The sequence below is a fragment of the Polynucleobacter sp. es-EL-1 genome, assembly GCF_018687975.1.
In the GTDB taxonomy this organism is placed as follows: Bacteria; Pseudomonadota; Gammaproteobacteria; order Burkholderiales; family Burkholderiaceae; genus Polynucleobacter.
This window is the reverse complement of sequence record NZ_CP061310.1, coordinates 70,256-93,863: the sequence shown is the minus strand read 5'-3', so window position 1 is coordinate 93,863 and position 23,608 is coordinate 70,256. Positions and strand designations below refer to the sequence as shown.

At 45.9% G+C, this 23,608-nt stretch carries 23 protein-coding genes; 6 read left to right on the top strand and 17 right to left on the bottom strand.

The genetic code is table 11. The features are described 5' to 3' along the window. Positions 1 to 3 precede the first annotated feature (3 nt). From hisG to FD974_RS00475, 15 genes are all read right to left on the bottom strand, one after another. Entirely contained in the window at positions 4 to 630 is a 627-nt protein-coding gene (hisG, locus tag FD974_RS00545) for an ATP phosphoribosyltransferase (RefSeq protein WP_215364824.1), read from the bottom strand. Between the two features lie 20 nt (positions 631 to 650). Next, positions 651 to 1,925, bottom strand: a complete 1,275-nt coding sequence (gene murA, locus FD974_RS00540; protein ID WP_215364821.1) for a UDP-N-acetylglucosamine 1-carboxyvinyltransferase — start codon at positions 1,923 to 1,925, stop codon at positions 651 to 653. A 32-nt stretch (positions 1,926 to 1,957) separates the two neighbouring features. Beyond that, complete coding sequence (locus FD974_RS00535; protein ID WP_215364819.1) at positions 1,958 to 2,206, bottom strand: BolA family protein; 249 nt, start codon at positions 2,204 to 2,206, stop codon at positions 1,958 to 1,960. 70 nt (positions 2,207 to 2,276) lie between these two features. Beyond that, positions 2,277 to 3,065: an ABC transporter permease gene (locus tag FD974_RS00530; protein ID WP_215364817.1), complete on the bottom strand. Its 789-nt coding sequence runs from the start codon at positions 3,063 to 3,065 to the stop codon at positions 2,277 to 2,279. Beyond that, positions 3,062 to 3,814: an ABC transporter ATP-binding protein gene (locus tag FD974_RS00525; protein WP_215364815.1), complete on the bottom strand. Its 753-nt coding sequence runs from the start codon at positions 3,812 to 3,814 to the stop codon at positions 3,062 to 3,064. The genes FD974_RS00530 and FD974_RS00525 overlap by 4 nt, the downstream gene beginning before the upstream one ends. 1 nt (position 3,815) lies before the next feature. Beyond that, on the bottom strand, positions 3,816 to 4,076 hold the full coding sequence (locus FD974_RS00520; RefSeq protein ID WP_215364813.1) for a lipid asymmetry maintenance protein MlaB: 261 nt from the start codon (positions 4,074 to 4,076) through the stop codon (positions 3,816 to 3,818). Positions 4,077 to 4,089: 13 nt separating this feature from the next. Further along, positions 4,090 to 4,737 carry a phospholipid-binding protein MlaC gene (locus FD974_RS00515; RefSeq protein ID WP_215364811.1) on the bottom strand — a complete coding sequence of 216 codons (648 nt, stop codon included), beginning with the start codon at positions 4,735 to 4,737 and terminating at the stop codon, positions 4,090 to 4,092. A gap of 71 nt (positions 4,738 to 4,808) precedes the next feature. Next, positions 4,809 to 5,555: a VacJ family lipoprotein gene (locus FD974_RS00510; RefSeq protein WP_251374609.1), complete on the bottom strand. Its 747-nt coding sequence runs from the start codon at positions 5,553 to 5,555 to the stop codon at positions 4,809 to 4,811. Beyond that, entirely contained in the window at positions 5,555 to 6,043 is a 489-nt protein-coding gene (mlaD, locus tag FD974_RS00505) for an outer membrane lipid asymmetry maintenance protein MlaD (RefSeq protein ID WP_215364809.1), read from the bottom strand. Before mlaD ends, FD974_RS00510 begins: the two co-directional genes overlap by 1 nt. A 21-nt stretch (positions 6,044 to 6,064) precedes the next feature. Next, on the bottom strand, positions 6,065 to 6,862 hold the full coding sequence (gene mlaE / locus FD974_RS00500; protein ID WP_215364807.1) for a lipid asymmetry maintenance ABC transporter permease subunit MlaE: 798 nt from the start codon (positions 6,860 to 6,862) through the stop codon (positions 6,065 to 6,067). Continuing rightward, entirely contained in the window at positions 6,859 to 7,725 is an 867-nt protein-coding gene (locus FD974_RS00495) for an ABC transporter ATP-binding protein (protein WP_251374608.1), read from the bottom strand. The genes mlaE and FD974_RS00495 overlap by 4 nt, the downstream gene beginning before the upstream one ends. Before the next feature lie 10 nt (positions 7,726 to 7,735). Further along, entirely contained in the window at positions 7,736 to 9,199 is a 1,464-nt protein-coding gene (locus FD974_RS00490) for a glutamate synthase subunit beta (RefSeq protein ID WP_215364803.1), read from the bottom strand. A 47-nt stretch (positions 9,200 to 9,246) separates the two neighbouring features. Next, complete coding sequence (locus FD974_RS00485) at positions 9,247 to 13,992, bottom strand: glutamate synthase-related protein (RefSeq protein ID WP_215364801.1); 4,746 nt, start codon at positions 13,990 to 13,992, stop codon at positions 9,247 to 9,249. Positions 13,993 to 14,185: 193 nt separating this feature from the next. Beyond that, complete coding sequence (locus FD974_RS00480) at positions 14,186 to 14,890, bottom strand: transposase (RefSeq protein WP_215364799.1); 705 nt, start codon at positions 14,888 to 14,890, stop codon at positions 14,186 to 14,188. A gap of 11 nt (positions 14,891 to 14,901) precedes the next feature. Further along, entirely contained in the window at positions 14,902 to 17,238 is a 2,337-nt protein-coding gene (locus tag FD974_RS00475; protein WP_215364797.1) for a penicillin-binding protein 1A, read from the bottom strand. 98 nt (positions 17,239 to 17,336) lie between these two features. On the opposite strand from FD974_RS00475, the gene FD974_RS00470 reads away from it, so the two are divergent. The 4 genes from FD974_RS00470 (at position 17,337) to aroB (ending at position 20,796) form a co-directional block, all read left to right on the top strand. Then, positions 17,337 to 18,059 carry a hypothetical protein gene (locus FD974_RS00470; RefSeq protein ID WP_215364795.1) on the top strand — a complete coding sequence of 241 codons (723 nt, stop codon included), beginning with the start codon at positions 17,337 to 17,339 and terminating at the stop codon, positions 18,057 to 18,059. A gap of 80 nt (positions 18,060 to 18,139) precedes the next feature. Further along, the gene (locus FD974_RS00465) at positions 18,140 to 19,168 is read left to right on the top strand and encodes a secretin and TonB N-terminal domain-containing protein (RefSeq protein WP_251374606.1); all 1,029 of its coding nucleotides are present in this window, start codon (positions 18,140 to 18,142) and stop codon (positions 19,166 to 19,168) included. A 12-nt stretch (positions 19,169 to 19,180) separates the two neighbouring features. Beyond that, positions 19,181 to 19,705, top strand: coding sequence for a shikimate kinase (locus FD974_RS00460; protein ID WP_215364793.1), 525 nt, complete (start codon positions 19,181 to 19,183; stop codon positions 19,703 to 19,705). 8 nt (positions 19,706 to 19,713) lie between these two features. Next, a complete protein-coding gene (gene aroB, locus FD974_RS00455) occupies positions 19,714 to 20,796 on the top strand; it encodes a 3-dehydroquinate synthase (protein ID WP_215364791.1) in 1,083 nt (360 codons plus the stop codon). Between the two features lie 4 nt (positions 20,797 to 20,800). Here aroB and cyaY read toward each other — a convergent pair whose 3' ends face one another. Beyond that, the gene (cyaY, locus tag FD974_RS00450) at positions 20,801 to 21,229 is read right to left on the bottom strand and encodes an iron donor protein CyaY (protein WP_371817116.1); all 429 of its coding nucleotides are present in this window, start codon (positions 21,227 to 21,229) and stop codon (positions 20,801 to 20,803) included. Between the two features lie 2 nt (positions 21,230 to 21,231). On the opposite strand from cyaY, the gene FD974_RS09795 reads away from it, so the two are divergent. After that, positions 21,232 to 21,423, top strand: coding sequence for a lipoprotein (locus FD974_RS09795; protein WP_215364789.1), 192 nt, complete (start codon positions 21,232 to 21,234; stop codon positions 21,421 to 21,423). Beyond that, entirely contained in the window at positions 21,420 to 22,718 is a 1,299-nt protein-coding gene (gene lysA / locus FD974_RS00440; protein ID WP_215364786.1) for a diaminopimelate decarboxylase, read from the top strand. Before FD974_RS09795 ends, lysA begins: the two co-directional genes overlap by 4 nt. A gap of 82 nt (positions 22,719 to 22,800) precedes the next feature. On the opposite strand, the gene FD974_RS00435 is transcribed toward lysA, so the two are convergent. After that, complete coding sequence (locus FD974_RS00435) at positions 22,801 to 23,532, bottom strand: cytochrome c (RefSeq protein WP_215364784.1); 732 nt, start codon at positions 23,530 to 23,532, stop codon at positions 22,801 to 22,803. Between the last annotated feature and the right edge of the window lie 76 nt (positions 23,533 to 23,608).

Here is a 23,608-nt window from a genome sequence, read left to right as displayed (position 1 = left end):
GACTTACTTCAACAAATCAAAGAATGGTTGAAGCTGGGCACGCTTACGTTTATAGGAAGCTTGATTGACAACCAAGCGCGCGCTGATATTAGCAATTTCTTCAACCTCAACCAATCCATTAGCGCGCAAAGTATTTCCTGTAGACACTAGATCCACAATCGCATCGGCCAAACCCACCAGAGGCGCCAACTCCATCGAGCCATACAAATGAATCGTATCGATATGTACACCTTTATTAGCGAAGTGCTCACGTGCGCAGTTAACATACTTAGTTGCTACTTTTAGGCGTGATCCTTGCTTAACCGCTGCTACGTAATCAAAGCCATCTTTAACGGCAACAGACATACGACATTTAGCAATATCCAAATCAAACGGCACATACAAACCATCAGTACCGTTTTCCATTAAGACGTCCAAACCTGCAACCCCAAAATCGGCACCGCCAAACTGGACATAAGTGGGTACATCAGAGGCGCGCACAATAATGAGTCTGACATCAGGATTAGAGGTCTCAATAATGAGTTTGCGTGACTTCTCAGGATCTTCAAGCGGGCGAATGCCAATCTTGGATAAGATCTCGGCGGTTTCTTCGAAGATGCGCCCCTTCGAAAGGGCTAAAGTTAACTTCATGGACTAATTATCCATCAGGCTTACTTGATACGCTGAATGTTGGCCCCCAGTAGGGTCAACTTTTGCTCCATACGGTCATATCCACGATCTAGGTGATAAATACGATCCACTTGAGTTTCCCCTTGCGCAGCCAGACCGGCAATCACCAAGCTAGCGGAAGCGCGTAAATCCGTCGCCATTACGACCGCTCCAGATAGGCTCTCAACACCTTGAGCAATAGCCGTATTACCTTCAATGGCGATATCTGCGCCCAAACGATTCATTTCCTGAACGTGCATAAAACGGTTTTCAAAGATCGTCTCGGTAATCGTGGCGTTTCCTTGGGCAATGGCATTGACCGCCATTAACTGGGCCTGCATATCCGTTGGGAAGGCTGGGTACTCAGAGGTTCGAAAACTCACGGCCTTGGGGCGACCGTTCATGCGGGCTTTAATCCAATCAGACCCGACTTCCATCTCTAAACCCGCCTCTTTGAGTTTGACGATCACGGCATCCAAGGTGTCTGGACGACAGTGCTTAACCAAGATTTCACCACCGGTTGCGGCAACAGCGCATAAGAAAGTACCTGCCTCAATACGATCAGCAATTACCGCATGCTCTGCACCGTGAAGCTTTTCTACACCCTCAATGACCAGACGATCTGTGCCAATACCAGTGATCTTTGCACCCATTTTTACCAGCAACTCGGCCAGATCACCCACTTCTGGTTCGCGCGCAGCATTCTCTAGGGTCGTAGTGCCCAAAGCCAAAGTTGCTGCCATCAGCAAGTTTTCCGTACCAGTAACGGTAATCATGTCCGTCAAGATAGATGCGCCTTTTAAGCGACCTGAAGGGGATTTTGTTTCTGCCTGAATGTACCCGCTCTTAATTTTGATCGTGGCACCCATGGCCTTAAGGCCTTTAATGTGCTGATCTACAGGGCGAGCACCGATTGCACAGCCACCCGGCAAAGATACTTTGGCACTATGCATTCTGGCAAGCAATGGCCCGAGCACCAAAATGGAAGCGCGCATGGTTTTCACCATTTCATAGGTTGCTTCAGAACTCTGAATATTGGCCGCATGAAGGATGACATGATTACGATTACTCGCATCAGGGAAGCTCACTGTCACCCCAATTTCCTGTAACAGCTTGAGCATAGTACGAACGTCTTGCAGATCTGGAACGTTATGCAAAACAACTGGCTGGTCAGTTAATAAACAAGCGCAGAGAATTGGTAAGGCCGCATTTTTGGCGCCCGCAATTACCACCTCACCCTTTAATGGGGTACCACCAGTCATTCGTAATTTATCCATCAATCTAATCCAGTAACAGGAGAATTCGTATTTTAAGTATTCGGGTTTTGAGCAAACTCTTGCGGAGTAAATGCCTTAATCGATAAAGCATGGACCTCTGCCTTCATGCGATCACCCATGGCACCATAGACCAGCTGATGTCTTTGGATAAGACGCTTTCCCTCAAACTCTGGACTCACAATAGTCGCGAAAAAATGTTGACCATCGCCCTCCACTTTAATGTGCGTACAGGGTATGCCTTGTTTGATATAGCCCTCGATTTGCTCTGGGGTTGGCAGCATCACAATCTCCTCATCTTTATTCAGTTCTACTCTTTATTCGTTAACTTAACTGTAGATATTCAATACATCACTAGTTTCTTAACTTATAGCCTTTTTGCAATAACCGTAAAGCAATGACTGAAACCACTATGAAGAAGCACAGCACAATTCCCAAGCTGCTCCATGGTGAGATATCAGACACGCCAAAAAAGCCATAACGAAACCCATCAATCATGTAAAAGAAGGGGTTGAAATGGGAGACCGTTTGCCATGCTGCAGGCAAAGAATGAATCGAGTAAAACACGCCCGATAACATCGTTGCCGGCATGATGATGAAGTTTTGAAATGCAGCCAATTGATCGTATTTATCAGCCCAAATGCCTGCTATTAAACCCATGCTTCCTAAAATGGCAGCACCCAGAAGGGCAAAAACCATAATCCAGATTGGGTATTCAAAAGATGGCATGGCAAACCATACCGTAATGATTAATACCCCAGATCCCACAACGATTCCGCGAAATACTGCAGCCAATACATAGGCAGCATAAAACTCCAAATGGCTAAATGGGGCAAGCAACACAAATACCAGGTTGCCCGTTACCTTAGATTGGATAAGGGAAGATGAAGTATTGGCAAACGCATTTTGCAAAACACTCATCATGACTAGGCCTGGAATTAAAAAGGCGGTGTAATTAAGACGACCATATACTTCTTTGCCTTCCAAGACATGACCAAAAATCATGAGATATAGAACGGCAGTAAGTACGGGGGCAGCAACCGTTTGAAAGGCTACCTTGTAGAAGCGTTTTACTTCTTTTAATAGCAATGTGGGAAAACCACTCCCATAGGAAATCACGGGTTTATTCAGAGCGGGCTTCATATTGCATTCCCTGACATGATGTTGACAAAGACATCCTCTAAGTCTGCCTTACCTTCGCCATCCTTCTTAACCGATCCATACTGGCTTAGCAAATTTGCCGTAGTGTCTAAAGCAACAATTTTTCCCTGCTTAAGCATGGCAATACGCTGGCATAAGGCTTCAGCTTCTTCAAGGTAATGGGTTGTCAAGACGATCGTATGACCATCTTGGTTTAAGCGGCTAATAAATTGCCAGAGTGATTGGCGCAATTCGACATCAACACCGGCGGTTGGTTCATCCAAAATAATGACTGGTGGTCTGTGGACCAGCGCTTGGGCTACCAACACGCGGCGCTTCATACCACCCGATAGCGATCGCATATTGCTATCTGCCTTATTCATGAGATCAAGGTTAGTCATGATCTCCTCGATCCAAGCATCGTTATGACGAATTCCGAAGTACCCAGACTGGAACTGGAGGGTTTCTCTCACAGTAAAAAATGGATCGAATACTAATTCCTGAGGAACAACGCCAAGCATGCGGCGCGCATCCCGAAATTGGCTCTGCACATTGGCGCCCATAATGGCCGCATGCCCATGATCTGCATTCACCAAACCAGCCAAAATAGAAATCAAGGTAGTCTTGCCAGCGCCATTAGGCCCAAGCAAACCAAAAAACTCACCCTGCTCTATTGAGAGAGAGACATCATTGAGCGCTTGAAGGGCTCCGTAATTTTTAGATATCTTCTGAATTGAAATTGCAGAGGGCATGCTATGACAAACCTAGCAATGCAGAGACGCCATAAACACTTGCTAGCACTTTTAGTTTTTCTGGGGTATTGATCAGCACCAACTGCTGTTGATCGGCTTGTAATTTTTTCTGCCAAGCTAAAAGTAGGGTCAAGACGGTTGAATCAAAATCTTGCAGGCGTCCACAATCAATCGTTCTGAGTGCAGCCAAATTTAAAAGGCCATCTTTTTCTAATTGCAGAATGTTCTGCTGCGTAACCGAGACGGGCAATGAAAATGGCATGTATCAATAATCTTTAATTGGCGGGCTTAGCGGCAGCAAGTTGCTTATTTCGATCTTGCAAAAACTTCACCAACCCTTCAACGCCATTTTGACCAATTTGATTAGCAAATTGATTACGATAAGCCTCAATGAGCCAAACACCCATGATATTCATATCGTAGACTTTCCAGCCATTCGGCGTTTTCTCAAGACGGTAGTCCAAAGGTATTGGATCTCCACGACCAATCACCACGGTTTTCACGACTACTTCTTTATCATCAGGAGCTGCGCGCAAGGGCTTAAATTGAATTGTCTGATCGCGCAATTGGCTTAAAGCACCTGAATAAGTACGGATCAGTAAACTTTTAAATTCGCTCACTAGTTGGGTCTGTTGCTCAGGGGTGGCTTTTTTCCAATTGGGGCCCATTGCCATTTCTGTAGTGCGGCGCATATCAGTGTAGGGAACAATTTTCTTTTCCACCAAATCAACGATGCGAGGGATATTGCCCTTTTGAATTTCGGGGTCTGATTTAACGGAAGCCATGACATCAGAAACCACACTCTTAATTAAGCCATCAGGAGTGGATTGATCAACTGGTTGAGCAGCAAGATTGCCGATCATCAAAAATACAGTTGAGAGCAATACGGCGGAGCATTGTTTAAAGATGTTTTGGATTTTCATATTTCCTCGCTCTGGGCTGATGATTAAAGGCCATTTTAGCCTTTTCATCAATCTGATGTACCCAGCCAATATTACTCATAAGGATTTTGGTAAGGGGGCATCAAAGGCTCTCTATCTTCGCGACCCTCATTGATTTGATATTCCCGTCTTTGAATATAAGCATCACGCATAAAGCTGTACTTATCAATGGCAGCTCCATCCAATAGGTCGCCTGCCTCGTAATAGGTATTGCGGGAATTGACCACCCTAAGACCCGTTAAGCTATTTCTCAGGGCAACATCAGGCAACAATCTAAATAAGTAATCTGACTCTAAATCCGCAGCAGTACCAAAGGTGTCACGCACATTGCTCGGACCAAAAAATGGCAAAACAACATATGGGCCCGATGGAATACCCCAAACCCCAAAGGTTTGACCCCAATCCTCTTTGTGTTTTTCAAGGCCACCGGGGGTAGCCAAATCAATCAGACCACCCAGACCCATGGTGGTATTCACCACCACTCGCATGAGGTCGCTAAAGGCGTAATCTGGCTTTCCCTGCAATAGGTTTTGAAGGGCGGTATAGATATCACTGTAATTGCTAAAGAAGTTGTAAATACCATCGCGCACAAATTCCGGCAAAACAAAACGATATCCAGCAACCACCGGCTTGAGTACGTAAGCATCTAAGCCTTCATTGAACTCAAACACGGAACGGTTAAATGGCTCCCAAGGATCTTGTGGAGATGGCTGAACCCCAGCAGGTATCGATGCACAACCAACCATAGTCGTGACAAAGCACAGCAATATCCAGCGTTTGAGTTTGGCAAATAAGGTCATTATTTTGCAGCGTCCTGACCTTTATCCTGTCCACTATCAGCAGCTTTGTTATAGAGAAACTGACTGATCAAATTCTCTAAAACAACTGCTGATTGGGTTTGGGTAATCTTGTCGCCAGAAGCCAACATATCGTCTGATCCTCCAGCCTCAAGACCAATGTACTGTTCGCCCAATAGTCCTGAAGTCAAAATCTTGGCAGAGGAGTCTTTGGGGAATTTATAGGTATCTTCGATAGTCATCACCACAGTAGCCTGATAGGTTTGATCATCAAAAGAAATATTGGCAATGCGGCCAACAACAACACCTGCACTCTTGACTGGTGCGCGAGGCTTGAGGCCGCCGATATTATCAAAGCGCGCTGAAATTTTATAAGTAGGTGCAAATGAGACGGCATTCATATTGCCGACTTTCAATGCAAGAAATAAGGCAGCCAACAAACCGATGGCTACGAAAATTCCGACCCAAACATCAATTGCACTTTTTCTCATAAGAGTTCCAGTTTATTCTTTCTAATTCGAGAACATCATCGCAGTTAACAAGAAGTCCAATGCCAAAACCGACAAAGAAGAAATGACTACTGTACGGGTAGTTGCTTGAGATACGCCCTCCGGCGTAGGTTTCGCTTCAAATCCTTGATAAAGCGCGATAAAGGTAACTGCTACACCAAATACCAAGCTTTTGATGAGTCCATTACCAATATCAGAAAATAGATCCACCCCACCTTGCATCTGCGACCAGAAAGCGCCTGAATCTACTCCGATCAGAGGCACGCCAACAAAATAACCACCTATCACACCCACTGCGGTAAAGATAGTTGCCAAAATTGGCATGGCAATAATGCCTGCCCATAAACGCGGTGCAATCACACGACTTAATGGATCTACTGCCATCATTTCCATAGCGCTTAACTGTTCACCAGCTTTCATGAGACCAATTTCAGCAGTCAGCGAAGTACCGGCACGGCCAGCAAAGAGCAAGGCGGTAATGACAGGCCCTAATTCACGAGTGAGCGATAACGCAACCAACAATCCCAATGCCTGCTCTGAGCCATAACGATTGAGAGTGTAATAGCCCTGCAGACCTAAGACGAAGCCAACAAATAAACCAGATACCGCAATGATCACAAAAGAGTGATTGCCTACAAACAGAATCTGGTCAGAAACTAAACGAGGCCGCTTTAATAAAAATCCAGAACGCCAGATCACCGCTGCAAACATGCGCGCTGCGAGCCCAAGACTTGTTAAGTTACGACGAACAAAAAAACCAAGGTCACCGAAAAGATCTAAAGCTCTATGAAAGATGCTCATTTCAGACTCACCCCAAAATCTTCTGCGAGAGTCTGTCCAGGATAATGAAACGGTACCGGACCATCAGGAGATGCGTCCAAGAACTGACGCACAAAAGGATCGGTGGAGCGGCTTAACTCTAGGGGCGTGCCCTGCGCACCAATTCGGCCATTAGCGATGAAGTACACATAGTCCGCAATTTCAAACGTCTCTTCAACATCATGCGTTACCAATAAGCTGGTAGCACCCAAGGCATTATTCAAATCTCGAATCAAACGCGCCGTAATCCCCAATGAAATAGGATCAAGACCTGCGAATGGCTCGTCATACATGATCAAGGGGGGGTCTAAAGCAATTGCTCTAGCAAGTGCAACGCGTCTGGCCATCCCCCCGGAAATCTGCGATGGCATCAAGTCACGTGCGCCACGCAAACCGACTGCATTGAGTTTCATTAAAACGAGTGAGCGCAATAAGTCTTCGCTCAAATTGGTATGTTCACGCAGGGGAAAGGCAACGTTTTCAAAAACGCTCAAATCGGTAAATAAGGCGCCAAACTGAAATAGCATTCCCATACGACGTCGCGCAAGCATCAGCTCTGCAGAGGTCATCTTGCCAACATCGCGACCCTCAAACAGAACTTGACCTGACTGAGCAGCAAATTGACCGCCAATTAATCTTAAGATGGTCGTCTTGCCACAACCAGAGCCACCCATCACCGCAACCACTTGACCACGGCGGAACTCCATATTGAGCCCCGAGAGGATTTGCCGCTCGCCGGGAGCATAGGAAAAGTTGACGTCCTTAATTTGAACTACAACTTCGCCATGGCCACCGCTAGAGGTTTTTTGCTTCACTTCCACCGAATTGGAGTGGCTACTGTTCATATCCTCGATATTATCGCGGCAGAACAGAAGACCCCATTAAATACTCATCTACAGCACGAGCTGCCTGACGACCTTCACGAATTGCCCAAACCACCAGAGATTGGCCGCGACGCATATCGCCAGCAGCAAATACCTTTGGAATGTTGGTTTGATAGGCATTTTGACCATCAACAGTTGCTTTTGCGTTTCCACGGGCATCTTTTTCAACACCAAAGGCATTGAGAACTTGTTGTGCAGGAGAGACAAAGCCCATGGCCAAGAAAACCAAATCTGCTTTAATTTCAAATTCAGAATTTGGCATCTCTGTCATCTTGCCGTCTTTCCACTCCAAACGGACACCAATTAATTTCTCGAGCTTGCCGTTTTTACCCTCAAAACGCTTAGTTGCAACAGACCAATCACGCTCACAACCCTCTTCGTGCGAAGAGGATGTACGTAACTTGGTTGGCCAGTAAGGCCATACCAAAGGCTTGTTTTCAGTTTCTGGTGGCTGTGGTAACAATTCAAACTGGGTAATTTTTGCAGCACCATGACGATTGGATGTTCCAACACAATCAGATCCGGTATCACCACCACCGATCACAACAACATGCTTACCAGCTGCAGAAATTTCGTTCTTAAAATCGCCTGCATTTTCTTTATTTTGTGGAATCAAAAATTCCAAAGCGTAGTGGACGCCAGCCAATTCACGACCTGGCACCGGCAAATCACGTGGCTGCTCTGCACCACCTGAAATGACTACCGCATCAAAATCTTTCATGAGCTGGTCAGGTGAAACGGTTTTAGTTGAGTAATTTTTAACTTCAGCGCCAATAGCTTCTTTACCTACAAACACACCGGTTTCAAATTTCACACCTTCAGCTTGCATCTGCTCAACACGGCGATCGATCAACCATTTTTCCATTTTGAAATCTGGAATACCGTAGCGCAGCAAGCCACCAACACGATCATTCTTTTCAAAGACAGTCACATCATGACCAACGCGCGCGAGTTGTTGCGCAGCTGCCATACCAGCTGGTCCGGCGCCAACTACAGCGACTTTTTTACCAGTCTTTGTTTTAGATGGTTGCGGCTTAACCCAACCACTGTCCCAACCTTTATCAATAATGGCGTGCTCAATAGACTTAATGCCTACAGCAGTGCTATTGATACCTAAGGTACATGCAGCCTCACAAGGCGCAGGGCAAATACGGCCGGTGAACTCGGGGAAGTTATTGGTAGATTGCAAAACATCTAAAGCATTTTTCCAGTCGTTATGGAACACCAGATCATTGAAGTCCGGAATGATGTTGTTCACTGGACAGCCATTGTTACAAAATGGAATGCCGCAATCCATACAGCGCGCACCCTGTACTTTAGCTTCATCGTCCGTCAATGTGGCAACAAACTCTTTGTAGTGATGGAGGCGTTTAACGGGAGCTTCGTAGGTTTCCTCTACGCGCTCAAACTCCATAAATCCAGTGACCTTACCCATATCGAATCCTTAGTATCTTCTCTTAATGTCTTTATTGATGAAGTGGCTTACGCCGCAACAGTTTTGTTTTGCGCTTTTTCCCAGAGTTCGCCTAATGCACGCTTGTACTCCGTTGGCAGCACCTTCACAAAACGACCGCGGGCATTTTCCCAATCAGCTAAGAGTGCTTTAGCGCGCTCAGAGCCGGTATGACGGAAATGACGTTCAATCAAGCCCTTCAAAATTTGCTCATCGGTTAAGCGCTCACCACCGTCCTTCACATCAACAGGGGCATGCCACTCAGACTGAGGCATCTTGGCAATCTGCTCAGCAGATGGCAATACTTTTTCTAAAGTAGCCATGCTGGTATTACAGCGCTTAGCAAACATGCCATCTTCATCATAGACGTATGCAATGCCACCACTCATACCTGCTGCAAAGTTTCGGCCGGTTGAACCTAGAACTACTACGGTGCCACCAGTCATGTATTCACAACCATGATCGCCTGTACCTTCAACCACTGTTGTAGCACCAGAATTACGAACTGCAAAACGCTCGCCGGCTACACCATTAAAGAATGCCTCACCACCAATCGCACCATAGAGCACTGTATTACCCACGATAATGTTCTTCGCAGTATCGCCACGGAACTCGTGGGGAGCACGCACAATCACGCGCCCACCTGAGAGACCCTTACCGACATAGTCGTTGCCATCACCAACTAAATCTAAAGTGATACCGTGCGCCAAGAAAGCTGCAAAACTTTGACCAGCAGTGCCATTTAATTGAATATGAATGGTGTCATCTGGCAAGCCGGCATGGCCATAGCGCTGAGCAATCTCACCAGAAAGCATTGCGCCCACAGTACGATTGACGTTCTTCACTGGAACAATGAAAGAAACCTTCTCGCCACGTTGTAGCGCAGGCTCACTCTTCTCAATCAGAACGTTATCTAAAGCACTGTCTAAACCATGATCTTGGGTCAAGATTTGGTAACGCGGAGTATCTTTGGCTACTGCTGGCTCAGCAAAAATCTTGCTGAAATCTAAGCCATGTACTTTCCAGTTCTCAATACCTTTGCGGGTATCCAAGAAATCAACGCGACCAATCAAATCATCAAACTTACGAATACCCAGTTGCGCCATGATCTCGCGTACTTCCTCGGCAATAAAGAAGAAGAAGTTCACCACGTGCTCTGGTTTGCCAGAGAACTTTTTCCGCAACTCAGGGTCTTGTGTTGCAACACCTACTGGGCAGGTATTCAAATGACACTTACGCATCATGATGCAACCCTCAACAACCAATGGTGCCGTTGCAAAACCAAACTCATCTGCACCCAATAAAGCACCGATCACGACATCCCGACCTGTTTTCATTTGGCCGTCAGCCTGTACACGAATGCGGCTACGTAAGCCATTGAGTACCAATGTTTGCTGAGTTTCAGCCAAACCCAATTCCCATGGGGAACCAGCATGCTTGATTGAAGACAATGGGGATGCGCCAGTACCACCGTCGTGACCAGCGATCACTACGTGATCTGCTTTCGCTTTTGCAACACCAGCTGCAATCGTACCAACACCTACTTCAGAAACCAACTTCACAGATACGTCGGCAACTGGGTTCACATTCTTGAGATCGTGAATCAGCTGGGCAATATCTTCAATGGAGTAGATGTCATGGTGTGGAGGAGGAGAAATCAACCCAACGCCCGGCACTGAGAAACGCAATTTACCGATGTAGTCGGAAACTTTGCCACCAGGTAATTGACCGCCTTCACCTGGTTTTGCACCCTGAGCCATCTTGATCTGAATCTGATCTGCTGAGCGCAAGTATTCAGTGGTGACACCGAAACGTCCTGAAGCAACCTGCTTGATTCTGGAGCGCAATGAATCGCCATCGAGCAAAGGGATGTTTGCTTCAACCACATCATTGCCCAAAATGCTGGCTAAGGTTTCACCCTTCTTAATTGGAATGCCTTTGAGTTCATTCACATAACGATTTGGATCTTCACCGCCTTCACCCGTATTAGACTTGCCACCAATACGGTTCATGGCAATTGCCAAAGTAGCATGAGCTTCGGTAGAAATAGAACCCAAAGACATCGCGCCCGTTGCAAAGCGCTTAACGATTTCTTTTGCAGGCTCTACTTCATCCAATGGAATTGCTTTGGCTGGATCAATCTTGAACTCAAACAAACCACGCAAGGTCATCTGACGCTTGGTTTGGTCATTAATCAGATTGGCATACTCTTTATAAGTTTGATAGCCCTTATCGATACCAGCGCGAGTGGAGTGCTGCAACTTCGCAATCGTATCTGGAGTCCACATATGATCCTCACCACGGATACGGAAAGCGTACTCACCACCAGCATCTAACATATTGGTTAATACTGGATCATTACCAAAAGCAGATTGGTGCATACGTAAAGCTTCTTCAGCCACTTCAAATACGCCAATACCGCCAACATTAGATGGTGTGCCTTTGAAATAATGATCGATTACATCCTTATTTAAACCAATCGCTTCAAAAATCTGTGAACCGGTATAAGACATATAGGTAGAGATACCCATCTTAGACATTACTTTTTGCAAACCTTTACCAACTGCCTTCACAAAGTTTTTCACAGCTTTTTCTGCTGACAGATCGCCGGATAAACCTTTGGCCATTTCAGCCAAAGTTTCCATTGCTAGGTATGGATGAATCGCCTCCGCACCATAACCAGCCAAGAGTGCAAAGTGATGTGTCTCACGTGCGCTACCTGTTTCAACAACGAGACCAACACTAGTACGCAACCCTTTTTCCACTAAATGCTGATGAATCGCTGAAGTTGCCAGTAGTGCAGGAATCGCTACATGCTGCTCATCAACCTGACGATCACTCACAATCAAGATGTTGTAACCAGAGCGAACTGCATCTGCTGCTTCTGCACACAAAGATGCTAGGCGAGCTTCAATACCTGCTTTGCCCCAAGAGGCTGGGTAACAAATATCCAACTCATATGAGCGGAACTTACCGTTGGTGTAATGGCCAATGTGACGAATCTTAGTCATATCGTCAAAATCGAGAATTGGCTGACTTACTTCCAAACGCATTGGTGGGTTGATGTTGTTGGTATCCAACAAATTCGGCTTAGGTCCAATGAATGAAACCAAAGACATCACCATGTTTTCACGGATAGAGTCAATCGGTGGATTGGTCACCTGCGCAAACAATTGCTTGAAGTAGTTATAAAGTGGCTTGTTTTTATTAGAGAGTACGGCTAGTGGGCTATCGTTACCCATCGAACCAATAGCCTCTTCACCATTCATGGCCATTGGTGCCATGAGGTATTTGATGTCTTCTTGGGTATAGCCAAAAGCCTGCTGGCGATCCAATAATTTTGCTGCTGGTCGAATGGTAGTTTTTTCATCTACGATATCGGCCTTGCTGGCATCCACTTCATCCAACTTCACACGAACAGCATCAATCCAGCTCTTATAAGGCTTCGCTTTTGAGACAGCATTTTTGAGCTCAACGTCATCAATAATGCGGCCCTGCTCCATATCAATCATGAACATCTTGCCTGGTTGCAAGCGCCATTTTTGAACAATCTTGCTCTCTGGAATAGGTAATACGCCCGCCTCTGAAGCCATGATGACTAAATCATCATCAGTAACGTAGTAACGTGCTGGACGCAAACCATTGCGATCTAAAGTTGCGCCGATTTGACGACCATCGGTAAAGGCCATTGCAGCAGGCCCATCCCAAGGCTCCATCATGGAAGCATGATATTCATAGAATGCGCGACGGTTGTCGTCCATCAAGGCATGCTGTTCCCAAGCTTCAGGAATCATCATCATCATGGCTTGCGCTAAGGGGTAACCAGACATCACCAGTAACTCTAAGCAGTTATCGAAACAAGCTGTGTCAGATTGGCCTGGATAAATAAGTGGCCATAATTTTTTGAGGTCATCACCCAACACTGGTGAGCTAATCGCACCCTCGCGTGCGTTCACCCAGTTGACGTTACCTTTAACGGTATTGATCTCACCGTTGTGCGCAATCATGCGATACGGATGAGCCAATTCCCATGCTGGGAAAGTGTTTGTAGAAAAACGTTGGTGCACCAATGCGAGCGCGGACACTGTGCGTGGATCTTGTAAATCCTTATAGTACGCACCAACTTGATTTGCTAAGAGCAAACCTTTGTACACAATGGTGCGTGCTGACATAGAAGCTACGAAATATTCTTTGCCATGCTTTAAATGCAAATCTTGAATGGCATGACTCGCAGTTTTACGAATCACATATAACTTACGCTCAAGCGCATCCGTCGTCATGATGTCACGACCACGGCCAATAAAAATTTGGCGAATGAACGGCTCTGTCATTTGTACCGTTGGTGACATTGGTAATTTGACATCGATTGGAACATCTCTCCAACCGAGAACTACCTGACCTTCTAAACGAACTGTGCGCTCTAACTCTTGTTCACAAGCTAGTCTTGAAGCTTGCTCTTTTGGCAAGAAAATCATACCGACGCCATATTCACCAAATGGCGGCAACTCAACACCTTGCTTAGCCATTTCTTCGCGATATAAAGTATCAGGAACCTGAATCAAGATGCCGGCACCGTCACCCATCAATGGGTCAGCACCAACTGCACCCCGGTGATCTAAGTTTTCCAGAATCTTTAATCCCTGAGTAACGATCTCGTGAGATTTTTTACCTTTGATATGCGCAACGAATCCTACGCCACAGGCGTCATGCTCATTTTGTGGATCATATAAACCCTGAGCAATTGGACGAAGATCAGTATTAAATTGTGTAGTCATGGTATTTCCGTATGCCACTGGGGCTGAGTACTTTTGGAGGATCAAATATAGGTGAATACCCATGCTGATGCAATAGAAATAAAATGACTCTGTCCCATTAAATATAGACTGAATGAAAAATCTATTTATATAATGGGGACAGAGTCAGAAAGCAGAACCTGCTTAACCCTGACAAAAATCCCAAAAACTGCTTTTAACTCATTGAATTTATTGAAACTAATTTCTTTGGGCGCCCACGATGCCTGATTAAAGCCTGCTCGGTCTGATCTTTAAACAACTTTTTGGCACAACTCTCACTAACCCAAGGCTTAGATCGAATTAAGGCTTCTGTAATCTGCCTGTCTTCCCAGTGGGGAGCTCCCTCTTTTACAAAAGCTACCCAGGCCATTTGCCGCTCAAAGGGCGTGTTGCCCAAACTCCAGAAATGCTGGTGATCTACAAGCCAAGGCTCTGCATTACCGCCTATATGAGATGAAAAGCTGGTCCAAGTTGAATCTTGAGGGCTTGATTCAAATCCAGCCCTGACTGGATTGAGCTCTATGTAACGCTGACAACGCAGAAAATACTCAGGGTCTATTAAAGAAGATCGAAAGCGACCCTCCCAAATAGTGCCAGAGCGTTGGTGCTGTGCATTGAAGTACTGGGCGTAACGTCTGCCTAAGGACTGCATTGTTTTTGCCAAGGAGTCGTCACCTTGTGGAGTGATTAAAAGGTGCGCATGATTTGGCATCAGGGCAAAAGCATGAACTGCACTTCCAAATTGCTTTGCAGCCTCTCGCAACCAATCTAAATACTGCCTACGGTCTTCTTCATTTAAAAAAATGGTTTCACGATTATTACCACGCACCAGCACATGCATTGCCTGGCCGGGAATGATGGTGCGCGCTTGCCGTGCCATGATGAAGTGAACTACTGGAGTTCGCGAACCCCACCATCATTAGCAAACTCAGGAATAAACCAATCGCCATCTACTTGAATAACTCCTGCGGGCACTTCGCGCCCTTGTTGTGGTTCATTCTTTAAGGCAGTTGCCATGTAAGTAGTCCACATTGGCAAAGCAAGTCCTCCACCGGTTTCCCGATCACCTAAACTTTGCGGCTTATCAAAACCAATCCATGCAATAGCAACAACCTTTGGGCTATAACCAGCGAACCAAGCATCATGAGAATCGTTGGTTGTTCCTGTCTTACCAGCTATATCGTTGCGACCCAACTTTGCTCTTGCACTTGCAGCAGTCCCGCTCTTCGTAACCTCTTGAAGCATGCTATCCATCACAAAAGCGGTGCGTGCATCAAGCACACGCGTAGCATCAACGCCCGCCTCTGTTGGCTTAGCCTCAAACAAAACCGTACCTTTTGAATCCACCATCTTGTTAATTAAATAGGGATCAACACGATAGCCGCCGTTTGCAAAGACGCTATATGCAGAAGCCATCTGCAATGGCGTTACCGAACCAGCACCTAAAGCCATGGTTAAGTAAGGAGGGTGTTTATCGGCCTCAAATCCAAAACGCTGAATATATTCCTGAGCATAAGATGGTCCAATAGCGCGAATGATTCGAACAGAAACTAAGTTCTTCGATTTAGCCAATGCTGTACGCAAACGCATCAAGCCATCGTACTTGCCATCATAGTTTTTTGGCTCCCAAGCTTGGCTACCGGTTTCCATGCTGCCTATCGAAAGAGGTGCATCATTAACCATCGTGCTTGGAGAAAAGCCTTTTTCAAGTGCAGCGGCATATATAAACGGCTTAAAGGAGGAGCCAGGTTGGCGCTGCGCCTGCGTCACATGATTGAATTGATTGCGACGGAAATCAAATCCCCCCACCAGAGAGAGAATTGCACCCGTGTCAGCATTCATCGACACAAAAGCAGCTTCAACTTGAGGCAATTGCGCTAATTTCCAAACACCACCATCAGACAACAGTCTGACGATTGCGCCTGGACGCAAACGTTTTTTAGGCTGAGTACTATCCGTTAGTGATGCGTTTGCTAATTTCATCCCTTCACCCTTTAGGGTAATGAGATCTCCAGTAGCAATCATGACTTGCATCTCTTTTGGCTTTACATTGAGTACCACGCCAGACTGTAAGTCATCTAACTGTGGATAAGCTAACAAAGCCTCATCAATAGCGCGCTGTCTCTTAACTGAATCTTCTGGAAGATCAATGAAGCCTTCTGGCCCACGATAAGCGTGGCGTAAGTCATAGTCAAAAATGCCGCGGCGCACTGCTCTGTATGCAGCATCTTGATCTGCTTTTAAGATAGTGGTGTAGACATCAATGCCTTGCGAGTAAATTGCCTCACCGTATTGTGTAAACAGCAGTTGACGAACCATTTCAGCCGGGAAGTCAGCGCGTGTACTGAATTCATTCCCTAGGCCACGAATGTGCAACTCTTCTGCCATGGCATTTTGATATTGTTCAGGAGTGATGTAAGACAAATCGCGCATCCGTTGCAAAATATATTCTTGACGAATTTTGGCTCGTCGGAAATTGCTAACAGGGTTATAAGCCGAAGGAGCTTTAGGCAATCCTGCGAGCATCGCGGCTTCAGCAATAGAAATATCCTTAATATCCTTACCAAAATAAATCTGGGCTGCACTTGAAAAACCATAAGCTCTTTGACCCAAGAAAATCTGATTCATGTAGATCTCAAGAATCTTATCTTTGCTTAATTGAGATTCAATTTCCCAGGAGAGTAAGACCTCATAAATTTTCCGGCTAAAAGTTTTCTCATTACTCAAGAAAAAATTTCTAGCTACCTGCATCGTGATGGTCGATGCGCCCTGAGAAAGATTGCCGCGCAAGTTGGTCAGGGCGGCACGCAAAATGCCTACATAATCAACTCCGCCATGAGAATAAAAACGGTCATCCTCAATCGCCAATACGGCATTACGCATGCTCATTGGAATTTCAGACAAAGGAATCACCTTCCTACGCTCTTCCCCAAACTCACCTATAAGCACTTTATCTGCCGTGTAGATGCGCAACGGTGATTTAGGGTTGTAGTCCACTAAAGCTGAAATTTTGGGCAAATTGGGTTTAGCAATTAAAAAGGCATATCCCATTAGGAGCGTGAACACCACTGCAAAAAGCATGCAGATAATAAGCAAGGCTTTTATAAGGGGATTGCCCCCCGTTTTTTTTGATGGGGAGTGCTCCGCTCGTTGCTGACTTGGGCGTCTATCAGACTGTCGGTTAAACCGCCGATTTGGTGGCAGCTTGTCATTGGGGGGTAGAGCCATAGGATCAAATTATAGGGTGCTTAGGTAATTTCTCTTTAATCTCCAAAACCCTTGTTGTCGAGATTTTTACCTTTGCTTTTCTTACCCACTTTTCTGCTTTGGCTGATCGCTTTTACTCTCCTCAGGGCGAACAATATGGCATGCCCGCACGTCATATTTCTCACCAATCCTTTGATGACATTTTGAGCGAGCTTGGGGATGATCCCGCCATACCGGACCCCCATGGAATTCGAAAACCCTCATCCCCTCAAAGAGCCTTGCCTGAGCCCAAAATCCAGACTAAGCAGATCGGTCTTCAATCGATTTGGCTTAACTTTAGCCAGCAGAAATCGATTGTGCTCATCATTCAAAGTGCCATCTTTCTATGTTTATTGGGTGTATTTTTTATAGGTTTGGATACCCATAAAAATGAAATTGGGTTAGAAATAAAGGGTCTGCAAGAGCAGCTTTTAAAGCTGAATGCAGAGCTATTAAGGCATCAAGAAATTTTAGATCAAGATTTGGATAACTTATATTCTTCATTGAATGAAATAGAAGTAAGTGTTCACTCTAATAATAAAAACCCAGCAATCTCACTCAAGCAACACCTGCCAGTTGCCACCCCGTATGAAGCAGATCTTCGACGTTGGCGATACCTAGGTCTTATCAAAATGAATGGTCTTGAACAGGCCTTATTTCATACTGGCAAAAGCACTCTGATGGCATCAAAAGAGGGGGTGCTTTTGGGGGATTGGCGCTTAGTTCACGCCCAAAAAGAAATGGCTACGGTGGCCCATCCCCTGGGCAAATCCATTGCCTTTAAATCGGCTCAATCTGAATGATGCCCAAATTATTCAAGGCAATTTTAGGATCTATTGCATCCATCTCCCTAGCACTTTTAATGCCATCAGCCTTGGGGAGAATGTCTCAGACAAACCTCTCACCCCCTTTAAAGAATGAGTTAATCAGCCTGCAATTTCACCAAATTGAGTTGACGGAACTGTTGCAGGTTTTAGCCAAAATTGGCAAAACCAACTTTCTCCTGAGTGATTCGATTCAGGGAACAATATCTCTCGATCTTGAAAATACCCCATGGCAAACGGCACTTCACTCCATTTTGGCGAGCAGAGGTTTGCGTCTAGTCAGAAATGGTGACATTTACTGGATTGGGCCCCATGCAGAAATCCAAAGCTTTCAGAAGTTTCGTAGAGAAGATGCCGCCCTACCCTTTGGTGGCGACCACATCAATAGCCCGCGCCAAATACTCATTGAGGCACGTATTGTCGAAGCAGATCAACGTTTTGCTAGGGAGCTTGGGGTAAAGCTGGGTTATCAGGCCAACAGCAATACGTCAGACCAAAAAGCTAGTGCCACGCTTGATTTGGCTGGCTCAGGTTTAAGTGGCTTTCAAGCTCCAAACATAGCTGCCACCCTCATCTCCAAGAATGCGGCTAGGCTTTTACAAATTGAACTTTCAGCACTTGAAGCAGATGGCCAAGGAAAAATTCTCTCCAATCCCCGCATCATGACTGGTGACCAAGTAAAGGCCACCATTGAACAGGGTACGGAGTTGCCTTATCAAGTGAGCTCTCAAAGTGGGAGCAAATTGCAGTTCCGCAAAGCCAACTTGCGCCTTGAAGTCATACCTAAAATTCACCCCGATGGAAAAATATCGATGCTGGTGGGCATTAATAAAGACACCATTGGCATGAAAACCGAGCAAGGCTATGCCATTGATACCAAGAGTTTGAGCTCGGAAGTCACGGTTGAAAATGGCGGTACCGCCATTATTGGGGGCATTTTTCAAACCACAGAAAGAGAAGATGAGGCAAAAGTGCCCCTCTTAGGCGATATACCCATCCTCGGGCATTTATTTCGCCATAAGTCCACATTAGCCGATAAAACTGAACTATTAGTGTTCTTAACCCCCACTGTGCTCGACAAACCCTAATAAAATCAGAGGGTGAATTCTTCGTCTAACAATATCTTCCTCATTGGCCTCATGGGCGCCGGAAAGTCGACCGTCGGAAAACTACTGGCCAAAAAATTAGGTCGGCGCTTTTTAGATGCGGACCATGTCATTGAAGAGCGTTGTGGCGTCAAGATTCCTGTCATCTTCGAAATGGAAGGTGAAGAGGGCTTTCGAAAACGTGAGGCTCAGACGATTAAAGATATTACTGCTGAACAAGACATTATTTTGGCCACAGGGGGTGGCGCCGTTCTCCTACCAGAAAATCGTCAATATCTTCGTGAGAGAGGAAATGTCATCTACCTCCACGCCAATCCGATGGAGCTCTGGCATCGTACTAAGGGTGGCGTTGGTAGGCCTCTACTAAAAAATGGTGATGCTAAAAAAATCCTTGAAAACTTATACGCCGTCAGGGATCCTCTGTATCGCGAAATCGCTGACCATGTGATTGAGACTGGCAAACCCAGCGTCAATCAACTTGTCACCACATTAATCATGCAGCTCGAACTTTCCAGCTAAATCTATTTATGAAAACATTAGAAGTTGACCTCGGCGATCGTAGCTATCCCATCTACATTGGAACTGATTTAATTGATCAGCCCAATTTATTTGGCGCTTGTGAAAAAGCAACGTCTATTTATATCGTTACCAACACTACTGTTGCCCCTTTGTATGCACAGCGATTAACGAAGACTTTAGAAACGCTTGATAAGCCGGTCAAAACCATTGTTCTTCCGGATGGAGAGTCATATAAGGATTGGAAAAATCTTCAACTTATTTTTGATGATCTCTTGAAGTTTGGTGCTGATCGTCAAACGATGTTGGTTGCCCTAGGTGGCGGAGTCATTGGTGACATGACAGGTTTTGCGGCAGCTAGTTTTATGCGGGGCATCCGTTTTATTCAGGTGCCCACAACCCTGCTTGCACAAGTGGACTCTTCTGTTGGCGGAAAAACTGGCATCAATCACCCTTTGGGAAAAAACATGATTGGTGCGTTTCATCAGCCAGTCGCAGTCATTGCAGATTTAAACACCCTCAAAACCTTGCCAGCGCGTGAACTCTCTGCTGGACTTGCTGAGGTAGTTAAACATGGTGCTATTGCGGACGAACAATTTCTAGCGTGGATTGAAGCGAATGCTCCAGCATTACTAGCATGCGATACCGATGCCATGGCTCATGCAGTCCTGCGCTCTTGTGAAATTAAATCTGCAGTAGTTTCGGCCGATGAAAAAGAAGGTGGGATTCGTGCCACCCTCAATTTTGGCCACACCTTTGGTCATGCTATTGAAGCTGGCATGGGTTACGGCGAGTGGTTACATGGTGAAGCCGTTGGATGTGGCATGGTGATGGGTGCCGACCTCTCTCATCGCCTTGGCTATATTAGTGAAGCTCAAGTAGCCCATTTAAAGCAAATCATTCAATCCATGAATTTGCCAACCGAAGCTCCAAAGTTTGGCTCAGCGCGCTATATGGAATTAATGCAGGTAGACAAAAAGACAGAGGGCGGCCAAATTCGTTACGTTGTTCTTGAAAAAATGGGTAAAGCACGCATTCAAAGCGTTCCTGATGCTCAGGTGATTGAAACGCTGATAGCAACTGGCGCAGTCTAATTTGTTAACGCTTCACAAGACTGACGTTAATAGCTTGACCTGCCTGAGCAGTAGCAAAAGCAGAAAGATCGCTTAGAAGCTCGCGCCCCGTTTTGGTATCTAGCCATAAGGGGGCGGCAAGGCTGCCAGCCCAACGATAGTGATAGCCACCAGATTTGGCGGCTACCCAGATCTCATGCAATGGGGGTTGAGTATTAACCACAATCACACTGCGATCCCTAAATCGAATATTGATCACATTGCCACCCTGACGCTCGATATCTAAATCAAGGTCTAGCGCATCATCAGCAGCCTCTAAGGCGACCTCAATAGACTCCAATAAATGAGCCCCCAGTTGATGAAACTGTTTGTCATCAATGGTGTCTACTGTGGAATTGTTTGGCTTCATATTGGAGTCCTGCATGCTATATTCAATCATTCGTTCTAGAGACATTCATGATAGCGATTCTTGCAAGAACCATCAGTATTGGCCTTTTAATATCCCTCGTTGGTTGTGGGGTTAGAGGACCACTTTATCTGCCAAACGTACCACCAGCACCCCCGCCACCAACCGAGCCGGAGCCTAAGGGCAAACTTTATCCGCCACAGAGCCCCGCTACAACCAATCCATCGCCAGTCAAACAATGACACATAACGCAATCCCCCTTCCACAACTCACTGGATTTAGTGAGCGAAATGGCTGCTGGTATGCAGAAGAAGTTTCTTTGGCTGAACTAGCTAAAGAGTTTGGAACCCCTTTATATATTTACAGCAAAAAAGCGCTCACTAGCGCCTATCAAGCATATGACAAGGCCTGTGTAGACCCGAGCGGCAAAAGACGCGCACGCGTGCATTTCGCCATGAAGGCAAATAGCAATTTAGCTGTTATTGATTGCTTTAAGAAACTGGGGGCAGGCTTTGATTTGGTGAGTGGCGGCGAACTTTCCCGCGCACTCGCAATTGGTGCTGACCCAAAAAGTCTTGTTTTTGCGGGCGTCGGAAAATCGGCAACTGAAATTGCTCAGGCGTTGCAAGCTGGAGTCAAATGCATCAATGTTGAGTCAATTGCCGAGCTTCATCAAATTAACCGCGTTGCTACAAAACTACATTGCCGTGCACCCATTTCATTACGAGTCAATCCAGATGTCGATGCGCAAACTCACCCCTATATCTCTACAGGATTAAAAGGGAATAAATTTGGTATTGCTTATCACGAAGTTTTAAAGACCTACAGAGAGGCTGCTCTGCTTCCACAAATTGATGTGGTTGGCATTGATTGCCATATTGGCTCACAAATTACTAGCACTGCTCCTTATCTCGATGCCTTAGACAAGGTACTTGAATTAGTTTCACAACTGAAAAAAGAGGGCATTGAGATTCATCATCTCGATTTAGGTGGAGGCCTTGGTATTTCTTATGGCGATGACAATCCACCAGACATTACCGAGTTCACCAATACCTTATTAAATCGGGTTGCTGAACGTGGTTTTGGGCATTTGGATGTAGTGCTTGAGCCTGGCAGATCTTTAGTGGGCAATGCTGGAGTGCTGCTGACCCAAGTGGAATATCTCAAGCCTGGTGCGGAGAAAAACTTTTGCATTGTTGATGCAGCAATGACCGAACTCATGCGTCCGGCCCTCTATGAGGCTTATCACGCAATTGTGCCCGCGCAGACTAAAGAGATTTCAAAAGCTACTTATGACGTCGTTGGTCCAGTATGTGAATCTGGAGATTGGTTAGGAAGGGATCGCCAGCTAGCTGTTGAAGAAGGGGATCTATTGGCGATTTTGTCTGCTGGCGCCTATGGTTTTGTCATGGCATCCAATTACAACACCAGACCAAAGCCCGCAGAAATTATGGTGGATGGCGATAAGGCCTATGTCATTCGCACCCGAGAAAATGTACAAGATCTCTTTTCAAGTGAGAGAGTATTGCCAAGCTAAAAGAGATTACGAGTTAGCGCTATTAGTAAATAAAAAACCCCGCTGAACTTAGCGGGGTTTTGTTTTGACGCGTGAAGACTGATTAACGTAAACCTGCCATGTAATCAGACACTGCCTTCATTTCTTGATCTGAAAGCTTAGTTGCAATGGTTGTCATTTGAGTACTATTTTTACGAACACCCTCACGGAAAGCGATCAATTGCGCCGTGTTGTACTCAGCCCATTGACCACCCATACGTGGGTACTGCGCTGGAATACCTGCGCCATTCGGACTATGGCAAGCTGCGCAAGCAGGTACGCCTTTTGCTGCAATGCCGCCACGGTAAATGCTTTGACCAAGTTCAATAGTGTCTTTATTGGTAGCAACTCCTAAAGAAGGTGTCTGCTTCACTAAGTAAGCAGAAAGATTATTCATGTCTTGCTCAGTTAAAGTGGCAACCATGCCCTGCATCACAGCGTTTGGACGGGTTCCATCTTTGTAATTCTTCAATTGCTTAGTTAAATATGCAGCATGTTGACCGGCCAACTTAGGCCATGCACCTGAGGCGCTTTGGCCATTAGAGCCATGGCAACCTACGCAAGCCACTACACCACGGCTAGCATCGCCATTGTTATAGAGAGCCTCACCAGCAGCAGGATCGGTTTTTGGTTTTCCGGGCACCACTGGCTTAGCTGCTTCAGCAGCAGGGGCAGCGCCAGAAGCTGCATCGGCAGCGCTAACAGCGCCAGAAAAGGCAGTAATAGCGATAAAAAGGCCAGCAGCTAGACTAGCGCTTAAGCTTGTTAATTTGGAGATTTGAGAGGTTTGACGCATTATGTTTACCTTGGCAAAAATTCCTAAAAGTGTTTGGGCCCAACTTTTACAACCTTTTACCCAACACCATGAGATA

Excerpts from the sequence above, each read along its gene's own strand:
- FD974_RS00480 (WP_215364799.1), bottom strand. The coding sequence starts at position 14,890 with ATGGCACGGCAAGCGCGCACCATCATTCCCGGCCAGGCAATGCATGTG.
- hisG (WP_215364824.1), bottom strand. The coding sequence starts at position 630 with ATGAAGTTAACTTTAGCCCTTTCGAAGGGGCGCATCTTCGAAGAAACC.
- FD974_RS00530 (WP_215364817.1), bottom strand. The coding sequence starts at position 3,065 with ATGAAGCCCGCTCTGAATAAACCCGTGATTTCCTATGGGAGTGGTTTT.
- FD974_RS00475 (WP_215364797.1), bottom strand. The coding sequence starts at position 17,238 with ATGGCTCTACCCCCCAATGACAAGCTGCCACCAAATCGGCGGTTTAAC.
- FD974_RS00525 (WP_215364815.1), bottom strand. The coding sequence starts at position 3,814 with ATGCCCTCTGCAATTTCAATTCAGAAGATATCTAAAAATTACGGAGCC.
- aroB (WP_215364791.1), top strand. The coding sequence starts at position 19,714 with ATGAAAACATTAGAAGTTGACCTCGGCGATCGTAGCTATCCCATCTAC.
- lysA (WP_215364786.1), top strand. The coding sequence starts at position 21,420 with ATGACACATAACGCAATCCCCCTTCCACAACTCACTGGATTTAGTGAG.
- FD974_RS00520 (WP_215364813.1), bottom strand. The coding sequence starts at position 4,076 with ATGCCATTTTCATTGCCCGTCTCGGTTACGCAGCAGAACATTCTGCAA.
- cyaY (WP_371817116.1), bottom strand. The coding sequence starts at position 21,229 with ATGTCTCTAGAACGAATGATTGAATATAGCATGCAGGACTCCAATATG.
- FD974_RS00435 (WP_215364784.1), bottom strand. The coding sequence starts at position 23,532 with ATGCGTCAAACCTCTCAAATCTCCAAATTAACAAGCTTAAGCGCTAGT.
- mlaE (WP_215364807.1), bottom strand. The coding sequence starts at position 6,862 with ATGAGCATCTTTCATAGAGCTTTAGATCTTTTCGGTGACCTTGGTTTT.
- murA (WP_215364821.1), bottom strand. The coding sequence starts at position 1,925 with ATGGATAAATTACGAATGACTGGTGGTACCCCATTAAAGGGTGAGGTG.
- mlaD (WP_215364809.1), bottom strand. The coding sequence starts at position 6,043 with ATGAGAAAAAGTGCAATTGATGTTTGGGTCGGAATTTTCGTAGCCATC.
- FD974_RS00490 (WP_215364803.1), bottom strand. The coding sequence starts at position 9,199 with ATGGGTAAGGTCACTGGATTTATGGAGTTTGAGCGCGTAGAGGAAACC.
- FD974_RS00515 (WP_215364811.1), bottom strand. The coding sequence starts at position 4,737 with ATGAAAATCCAAAACATCTTTAAACAATGCTCCGCCGTATTGCTCTCA.
- FD974_RS09795 (WP_215364789.1), top strand. The coding sequence starts at position 21,232 with ATGATAGCGATTCTTGCAAGAACCATCAGTATTGGCCTTTTAATATCC.
- FD974_RS00510 (WP_251374609.1), bottom strand. The coding sequence starts at position 5,555 with ATGACCTTATTTGCCAAACTCAAACGCTGGATATTGCTGTGCTTTGTC.
- FD974_RS00465 (WP_251374606.1), top strand. The coding sequence starts at position 18,140 with ATGTCTCAGACAAACCTCTCACCCCCTTTAAAGAATGAGTTAATCAGC.
- FD974_RS00535 (WP_215364819.1), bottom strand. The coding sequence starts at position 2,206 with ATGCTGCCAACCCCAGAGCAAATCGAGGGCTATATCAAACAAGGCATA.
- FD974_RS00495 (WP_251374608.1), bottom strand. The coding sequence starts at position 7,725 with ATGAACAGTAGCCACTCCAATTCGGTGGAAGTGAAGCAAAAAACCTCT.
- FD974_RS00485 (WP_215364801.1), bottom strand. The coding sequence starts at position 13,992 with ATGACTACACAATTTAATACTGATCTTCGTCCAATTGCTCAGGGTTTA.